Origin of the sequence: Crocosphaera watsonii WH 8501, from assembly GCF_000167195.1 — a bacterium.
Classification (GTDB): Bacteria; Cyanobacteriota; Cyanobacteriia; order Cyanobacteriales; family Microcystaceae; genus Crocosphaera; species Crocosphaera watsonii.
The window spans coordinates 1-7,475 of record NZ_AADV02000190.1; the positions used below are offsets into that span (position 1 = coordinate 1).

The window sequence follows — 7,475 nt, forward strand, 5'->3', positions numbered from 1 at the left end:
GAGGACCCGTCCTCTTAGTGCGCTTCCCCCGCCCTTCTCCCTGCTTCAATTCTCGCTGCCTTACCTGAAATTGGATAAGGAGGGGTTCCCCCTTCACCAGCCGATATTAATCTTGGGCATCATTAGAAAGATGTTAAGCTACCTTAGGAAATTTCGGGCGGACACTTCTTCGGCATATAGGGCGCAGGTTGCAGAAAGACCCTTCTGTGAACGTTTAAGTATGGATGGTAAACCAACTGTGGAAATAAGAGAATATTCACGTGGCGGACAAACCAGAGGTTAAATCAAACTCAAGATCATGATATGGGAACTAAAGAAAATACGTTCCTTGTGGGATTGTAGATGAAGATACAGGGCAACTTTATGTAACTTTTGGAAGTTCTTATAAAACGAGTGATTTCATGGTAGATAACTTGGAGCAATGGTGGACAAGTCTGAGTATAACTGAAAAGCAGCAACTAGAGAACATCCAAATTAAAGTTGATAATGGAGCAGAAAATAGTGGAATAAGAAGGCAATTTTTGAAGAGAATGGTAGAGTTTGCCGACCAAACTAAGAAATCTATTCAATTACTATATTTTCCTCCTTATCACAGTAAATATAATCCCATAGAAAGATGTTGGGGAATTTTAGAGAGGCATTGGAACGGAACACTTCTGAGAAATGCTCAAACGATGTTAGCTTGGGTAAAAACTATGACATGGAAAGGCTTAAATCCGATAGTTAAGTTAAGTAAAAAAGTTTATCAAAAAGGCATTTCTTTAACGAAAAAAGAGATGAAGGAAATTGAGAAACGTTTAGAACGTAATCCTCACTTACCTAAATGGGATATTTTGATTAGACCCAGTTAGTCTAAAAAGTTAATAAGAGTGTAAAATTAAGTGAATTTCCTTTTTAAAAATAGTCAAAGCTAATTTAAAAGTTAGCGTATTTCTTTCTTTTAGATAGGGAGGTTTTTGTTCGCGGAAAGTATCCGCGAACAACTTTTTATTTTTCCCTTTTCGCTTATTTGAGATGTTCTACAAACAGATTCTGAGAATGGGTGGGAAACTTTTTCTTGGAAATCACCTAATGGCCCTTCAGGCGAAGCAGAAGGCAGGGGGCAACCCACCCCTAACCCCTCCCAGGAGGGGAATAGGAGGGGAACTGGAGGGGAACAGGAGGGAATATTTTTATACCAATTTCCTAAAGTCCGACTACACATCCGGTGTAGGGGTCAACGGCGGTTGACCCCTACTACCAAAAAAATATAGTTTTCCTAATGCACCCTACTTAATATTTTGTTTAGGAACAGTCTCTAAGTTTATGAAAATGGTATCATAAATGTTATCTTATAAAGCAGAGATGGTGGGAATTAAGGTAATTATTACTGAAGAATCTTATACATCGAAAGCTTCGTTTCTGGATAATGACCCCCTTCCTGTTTATCAAAAAGGTCAAAAAAATCAAGTAATTTTTTCTGGGAAAAGAGTAAATAAGAACTGGAGACAAATAGTAATTATTACTATTACAGCAAGTATTAGTGGTTTTGTTTGTTGGGTGCTTAGAGGAGGAACCATTAAACCTTAGATTAACCTAATTTAATATTTTTCATTAATTCACCCAAAAAATCTTTCTTTGTGTAGGGTGTAAACGGGGACTTTGCTCCTCCATAACTTTATTAACTTTATGTGGATCAAAATTATGTCGAAAATTATCCCTTAACTGAGACACTCGTTTTTCTGTTTCTTCTACTTCTACTCTAATCTCTTTTAACTGCGCTTGTTGTGACCATTGATAGGGAATTAATTTGAATAAGCTAACCAGGGCTACAAGGGATAAAATGCCGTTAATTGCTAATTTAACGCTGATTTCTGTGGCTAACCATTGATGCTCTGAGTTGGGGGTAGAAACGGCTTGACGACGAGAACGACGCTGTCTAGACATGGACATAGGTTAAACAGATAACTTTTCTATACTAAGCCATTCACCCCAAACAAAAACCTTAAATCATTGTTTCTGTGGGGGTGAATAGGTATCTGTTTTATTAAACGAAGTCGTTACTTATAAAGTTCCGTAGCTAGGCGAAAAGCAAGAACTCCAGGAACTAAGGCAACAACTAAAGCAACTAAAACTTGGGTATCTGATAACATTGATGGTGATCTCCTATAACAGGGTTGGTTTTACTATTACTGTGCATCATTATCGTCACTTTGTGAAACATTTTGTTACCGAAGTTAACATGACACCTACTTTTTTCCTGATAACCTGCTTCTACTTGTTTTTTGAGATCATCAGGTAGCAAATTTGGATTATCCTGCATTTGCTTGACGATGGTGTACTTAGCGATTTTCATTCCAGCCACAAACTCGGCACTACTACGCACAAGGGCAGCAAATTGATCCCCGTTAACTTCTTCTGATTTTACCTGTTCATCTGTTAGGTAAACCTTGCGATGAGAATCCTTATAATGTTTTCTAGAATACCAGGAAAAATTGGTACAAAACTTAATAAAAAACCCCCGTCATTTATGGGGCAGATGGGGAGATGGGGAGACTTGGGGAGAGAAAACAAATATTCACTCCTCCCCTGCCCCCTTTTGACTAAAGAGTGAGCAGCAAAACGGAATAAAACGTAATTAATCGTAATATTACGCCTGTCTTTTGGTTACTTTTCAGTTTGAGTGAGTTGAAGTCATCACAAATGAGGGGCATTCTGCTTCAAATCTATCTAAACTACTAAGGTTTAACTCTTAACCTTTGCTCCGCTTTTGCTCTGTTGAACCCTTTCCAAAAGCGAAGGAATATTGTTACCAATATTCTACCTATTAAAATGCCTCCCCTACTAAGGTGAAGAATTACCTCATGAGAAGCAACCTGCGAGGCATCTTAATACGTTTATTCTGCCAAGTATTTTCTTTCCTGTCAAGAAAGAACTGAGTGTCTGATTTATTCCATTTAACGGGTAAATGCTACTAATTTTTGCTACTAGATGGTTAGACCTTCTTTGCGAACCATAAGGACAGGACAATTTGCTTTAACCCTAATATAATCTGATAGAGACGTTCCTAAGAGGCGATCCAAGTCCGGTATTGCTTTGGCGATGGAAGGACGGCGATCGGGTGATCCCAACAACAACAAGTCCACGTTGTATTCTTCTACCAAACTACAGATTTTTTCAGCAGGCCGCCCCCCTGTGACAGCACAACGATAAGGAATACCCATTCTTTTAACTTTTGTCGCTGCTTCTGAGACAATGGGGTTATTCTCCATTTCTGCTTTTGAGAGAGGCAGTAACTCTGCTTTAATATCGGGGTTAACTCTACCGAGAATTAATTCTGCTTCTTTATAGTCTCGCAAGAGATACAAAGCTAAGTCTAGGGCATATTGGGAAGCAGGAGACTTATCGAGGGCAACCATTACCCGTTTAATCTTCTTGACATAAACATCATCCCTAACCAATAACATCGGGTGGTTGCTCAGTTGGAAGACGTATTGACTAACAGATTGGTTTAAGATGGCTTGGAGACGTTTTAAACCCCGTGAACCCATAATAATTAAATCAGCGTTGAGCTCATCGGCAACCTCACAAACTGTGTCTTTGGGGTCCCCTTGACGTAGCATGGTGGAGACACGGCTGGGGTCTAATTTGAGGTTTTCCAGGGTGCTGGCCACCAATTTCCCTCCCTCTTCCCATTTCTCGCTGATTCCCGTGGTGGTAATCTGGGGAGGGACAACGTGCAGAATATTCAAGGCTGCTCGTTGAATAGCAGGAAGATCCATCAACACTTCCAGCATTTCTTGGCTCTTTCCTTTTCCTGATTCAGTATATAAGATTTTTTCGAGCATGGATTGAATCTCAATTATTAACCATGATTAACTGTCTATTACTATTAGAATACTGCTATTTTTTCCCATTATGTCTAACATTTTATTAAGCTCGAATGGTCTCTGATAGCTCCACCCCCCTTAAGTTAGTTTGTTCTAGATTTGTCCCTATTAAATTTGCCCCCCGTAAGTTCGCTCCTTCTAGGTTGACTCCTTCTAGGTTGGCATAACTGAGGTTAGCATAACTTAAGTTTGCTCCCTGTAAACTCGCCCCTTGTAGGTTGGCCTGGGCTAAATTACACCACCTTAAATCCAAGCGATCTCCTTTAATTTCTTGTAGGTTAGCATGGACAAAATAACTATCATATAAATGGCCTTGAATCAATTGTGCCTGAGATAAATTAGCCCGATAAAAATAAGCCCCCTGTAATTCGGCTTCGTATAAACTAGCTTGGGAAAGATTGGCTTCACAAAAGTTAGTTTCTTCTCCACAAGCTTCGCTTAAATTAGTACGATTGAGTTGAGCTTGACTAAAATCAGCTTTTTGTATTTGACTATTTCTTAGGGATGTTCCGATTAAATTAGCTTGGCACAGTTGAGCTTGTCTTAAGTTAGTTTTTCGTAAATTAGTCCCCATTAAGTTAGTTTGTTTGAGGTTGGCATAACTGAGATTAGCTGCGTTTAAATTTGCCTGGTTTAGCTCTGCTTTTTCTAAGTTTGCTCGGCTTAAATTTACTTTTTCTAAATTAGCTTTACTTAAATTTACTCCGTATAAATTAACCTTTTCCAGATTCTTTGCTCTTAAATCAATTTCTTGTAAATCTGGACTGATTTGAGGGTTGTTTCTGCGCCACATTGTCCATATTTTTTCTTTTTCTAAGAGGGCTAAATGTTCTTGATTGGCCATAATTATTCTCAGGCTTTTATTTTTCTTTACGAATAGTTTACCAAATTATGGTAACAATTTACTTTTTTAGATAGATATTAACTATATATTTTCAGGTTAAAGGGATATGCTAAGATAATAAAGATAGAGATTGTCGTGACAATTATTTGAGGAAAATTAACAATAATTATGTATAGTGTTGCCAAATGGTCAGTAGAAGATTATCACAAAATGATTGAAGCAGGAATCTTAAGCGATCGCAGTGTAGAATTAATTGCAGGAGAAATACTACAAATGAGTCCAGAGGGTCCGATCCACACTTCAATAAATCATATCACTGTCGCTTATCTCCGTTCTATTTTAGGAGAGCAAGCTGTTGTTAGGGAAGCACACCCTATTACTTTAACCGACTCAGAACCAGAACCAGATATTGCTGTTGTTCGTTCTCCTTATACATTATATCTAAATCATCATCCTTACCCAGAAGATATTTATTGGTTAGCTGAAATTGCTGATAGCACTTTATCCAAAGATTTAGGCATAAAAAAAACAATTTATGCTAGTGCTAATATTCAAGAGTATTGGGTAATTGCCCTCAAATCAAAAACCTTAAAAGTCTTCCAAGATCCTCAAAATAATGATTATAAAATCAAAAAAGAGTATAATAGTGGTTTCGTTGCTCCCTTATCTTTTCCTAACCTGAAAATTTCCGTCAATACTCTCTTAGGAAACCCCAGATAAGTCATGAACAAAAAACCTAATTATTACAATCATAACGGATTTTTAATGCCGATGGGTTTTCCCATTGAAGGGTTTACTTCTGCACTCCAATATCAGGCACAAGAATCAGATATTTTCCTTGTTACCTATCCTAAATGTGGTACAACTTGGACACAATATATTCTCTGGTTAATGCAGCATCAAGGGGAACCTTTATCCCCATCAGAAAAATTAGAAACTTATATCCCTCATTTAGAAGAAGTAGGAAAAGAAACCGTAGAAAAACTACCTAAACCAAGAGTCATTAAAACCCATTTACCTTATAATTTAACTCCTTATAATCCACAAGCTAAATATATTTATGTTGCTAGGAATCCTTTTGATTGTTTGGTATCATTTTATCATCATACTAGGGGATTTGTTCAACATTACGATTTTACTGATGGAACTTTTGATGACTTTTTTGAATGCTTTATAAGGGGAAAAGTTGACTTTGGTGACTATTTTGATAATTTAGTTCCTTGGTATGAACACAAAGACGATCCCAATGTTTTATTTTTCACCTACGAAACCATGAAAGCTGATCTAAAATCCATTATCATAAAAATAGGTAACTTTCTAGGTAATAAATATTTATATACTGTGGAGAATGAGAGTATTATTAACAAAATAATTGTTAATAGTTCATTACAAAAGATGAAAAAAGATCAACAACGTTGGTCTAGTAAACGTCCTGAAAATATGCCCTCTTTTGTTCGTAAGGGGAAAGTAGGATCATGGAAAGATTACTTTTCACCTGAACAGAAGCAAAGATTAACAGAAAAGTTTATCATGAAAACTGCTGGAACTGGTTTAGAAAATCTCTGGTTAGATTAAGCTCAATAGAGCAAATAGACTATTCTCAACTTCTGTAAAATGTGGTATAAAAATGAAAATATAATTTTGCCCTATCCCTTGCAACGGGAAATAGAAAATTAAGATGTCTCAATACCCATTCATAATTTCACCAGTTAATGAGGAAGAAGCTCAAAGTCTTCCCGAATTTATCAAAAAAAATAGTAGCCAACTACACAAACAATTAGAAGAGTCGGGTGCTTTATTATTTCGTGGTTTCTCAGTCAAAGATGCAGAAAGTTTTGAAAAAGTATCAAAAGCCGGAACCCCAAACTTATTGGAAAATACAGGTGGAGGTTCTCCCCGTACCCTAATCCAAGGAAAAGTTTATACATCAACAGAATATTCAGAAGATCAATGGATTCCCTTACACTGTGAACAATCATACTTTTCATCGATGCCAAATTATATTTGGTTTTTTTGTTTGATTCCTCCAAAAGAACAAGGACAGTAATTGCTCACCGCAATAAAGAATCTGTCTTGACAACATAAAGGTAAAATCGGGGATTTTTATGTATAGTGGGGGTTATGACCACAAATGCTACCATTGATTCAAAGCTAGTTAGAGCTATCGCCGATGAACAGTTGGCGAACAATGTCTTCATGATTGAGTGGCTAGTCAAGGCACAACAACAGTTATCTCTTCAACAAAGACTGATTGACCAGCAACAACAACAAATCTCTACACAACAGCAAGAAATTGAAAAATTGAAAGAAGAGAGAGATAAGCTAAAAAACCGTAACTCAAAAAACAGTTCAGTCCCCCCATCATCAGACCCACTAAAAAAGCCTTCTGACAAAAAGAAACGCAAAAAAGGATTTAAACGCGGACCAAAATATGACCACCCAGGGAAGACCCGTAATGGTTTTGGTCAGCCCGATAAGATAGTCCCTTTAGAACTAGAAAACTGTCCTGTTTGTGGGGGTTCAGTGGAACGAGATGAAGTAGTTCCCGAAAAAGTCCAGCAAGTGGCTGAAGTAGTAGACCAACCCATAGAAATCAGGGAATATCGTCGCGGATTCTATAAATGTCCTAGTTGTGGATGGTCAGATTACAGTCCTGTTCCATTGGGAGTTAAAGAAGGCTTCCGTTATGGGGCGCGATTAAGTAGCATCGTGGGCTGGCTTGGCTATGGGGGTAATCTTACATGGCGAAACAGGAACAGTGG

General features: G+C 37.6%; 9 protein-coding genes and 1 pseudogene. 6 read left to right on the forward strand and 4 right to left on the reverse strand.

Translation table 11 applies throughout. The features are described from left to right. Nucleotides 1–329 precede the first annotated feature (329 nt). Together CWATDRAFT_RS34855 and CWATDRAFT_RS28125 are read left to right on the forward strand one after the other, a co-directional pair. Nucleotides 330–851: pseudogene (locus tag CWATDRAFT_RS34855) on the forward strand (ISAzo13-like element transposase-related protein); the annotation flags it as partial. A 472-nt stretch (nucleotides 852–1,323) separates the two neighbouring features. Beyond that, nucleotides 1,324–1,569, forward strand: a complete 246-nt coding sequence (locus CWATDRAFT_RS28125; protein ID WP_007308167.1) for a hypothetical protein — start codon at nucleotides 1,324–1,326, stop codon at nucleotides 1,567–1,569. A 24-nt stretch (nucleotides 1,570–1,593) separates the two neighbouring features. Here the strand turns inward: CWATDRAFT_RS28125 and CWATDRAFT_RS28130 are convergent, their stop codons facing one another. The 4 genes from CWATDRAFT_RS28130 to CWATDRAFT_RS28150 form a co-directional block, all read right to left on the reverse strand. Continuing rightward, nucleotides 1,594–1,926, reverse strand: a complete 333-nt coding sequence (locus tag CWATDRAFT_RS28130) for a slr1601 family putative cell division protein (RefSeq protein ID WP_042712685.1) — start codon at nucleotides 1,924–1,926, stop codon at nucleotides 1,594–1,596. A gap of 113 nt (nucleotides 1,927–2,039) precedes the next feature. After that, complete coding sequence (gene psaM / locus CWATDRAFT_RS28135) at nucleotides 2,040–2,132, reverse strand: photosystem I reaction center subunit XII (protein WP_035829246.1); 93 nt, start codon at nucleotides 2,130–2,132, stop codon at nucleotides 2,040–2,042. A gap of 834 nt (nucleotides 2,133–2,966) precedes the next feature. Further along, complete coding sequence (locus CWATDRAFT_RS28145) at nucleotides 2,967–3,827, reverse strand: universal stress protein (protein ID WP_007308172.1); 861 nt, start codon at nucleotides 3,825–3,827, stop codon at nucleotides 2,967–2,969. Between the two features lie 85 nt (nucleotides 3,828–3,912). Continuing rightward, nucleotides 3,913–4,713, reverse strand: coding sequence for a pentapeptide repeat-containing protein (locus tag CWATDRAFT_RS28150; protein ID WP_007308171.1), 801 nt, complete (start codon nucleotides 4,711–4,713; stop codon nucleotides 3,913–3,915). A 168-nt stretch (nucleotides 4,714–4,881) separates the two neighbouring features. Between CWATDRAFT_RS28150 and CWATDRAFT_RS28155 the strand changes: the two genes are divergently transcribed. The 4 genes from CWATDRAFT_RS28155 to CWATDRAFT_RS28170 form a co-directional block, all read left to right on the forward strand. Continuing rightward, the gene (locus tag CWATDRAFT_RS28155) at nucleotides 4,882–5,433 is read left to right on the forward strand and encodes a Uma2 family endonuclease (protein ID WP_007308168.1); all 552 of its coding nucleotides are present in this window, start codon (nucleotides 4,882–4,884) and stop codon (nucleotides 5,431–5,433) included. Between the two features lie 3 nt (nucleotides 5,434–5,436). Then, nucleotides 5,437–6,288: a sulfotransferase domain-containing protein gene (locus CWATDRAFT_RS28160; RefSeq protein WP_007308169.1), complete on the forward strand. Its 852-nt coding sequence runs from the start codon at nucleotides 5,437–5,439 to the stop codon at nucleotides 6,286–6,288. A gap of 103 nt (nucleotides 6,289–6,391) precedes the next feature. Continuing rightward, nucleotides 6,392–6,760, forward strand: a complete 369-nt coding sequence (locus tag CWATDRAFT_RS28165; RefSeq protein ID WP_007308170.1) for a TauD/TfdA family dioxygenase — start codon at nucleotides 6,392–6,394, stop codon at nucleotides 6,758–6,760. A gap of 65 nt (nucleotides 6,761–6,825) precedes the next feature. After that, a partial coding sequence (locus tag CWATDRAFT_RS28170) for a DUF6444 domain-containing protein (protein ID WP_042712687.1) occupies nucleotides 6,826–7,475 on the forward strand: 650 nt, incomplete at its 3' end.

Bases quoted from the DNA above. Each gene is read 5' to 3' on its own strand.
- CWATDRAFT_RS28125 (WP_007308167.1), top strand. From the start codon at position 1,324: ATGTTATCTTATAAAGCAGAGATGGTGGGAATTAAGGTAATTATTACT.
- CWATDRAFT_RS28130 (WP_042712685.1), bottom strand. From the start codon at position 1,926: ATGTCTAGACAGCGTCGTTCTCGTCGTCAAGCCGTTTCTACCCCCAAC.
- psaM (WP_035829246.1), bottom strand. From the start codon at position 2,132: ATGTTATCAGATACCCAAGTTTTAGTTGCTTTAGTTGTTGCCTTAGTT.
- CWATDRAFT_RS28145 (WP_007308172.1), bottom strand. From the start codon at position 3,827: ATGCTCGAAAAAATCTTATATACTGAATCAGGAAAAGGAAAGAGCCAA.
- CWATDRAFT_RS28150 (WP_007308171.1), bottom strand. From the start codon at position 4,713: ATGGCCAATCAAGAACATTTAGCCCTCTTAGAAAAAGAAAAAATATGG.
- CWATDRAFT_RS28155 (WP_007308168.1), top strand. From the start codon at position 4,882: ATGTATAGTGTTGCCAAATGGTCAGTAGAAGATTATCACAAAATGATT.
- CWATDRAFT_RS28160 (WP_007308169.1), top strand. From the start codon at position 5,437: ATGAACAAAAAACCTAATTATTACAATCATAACGGATTTTTAATGCCG.
- CWATDRAFT_RS28165 (WP_007308170.1), top strand. From the start codon at position 6,392: ATGTCTCAATACCCATTCATAATTTCACCAGTTAATGAGGAAGAAGCT.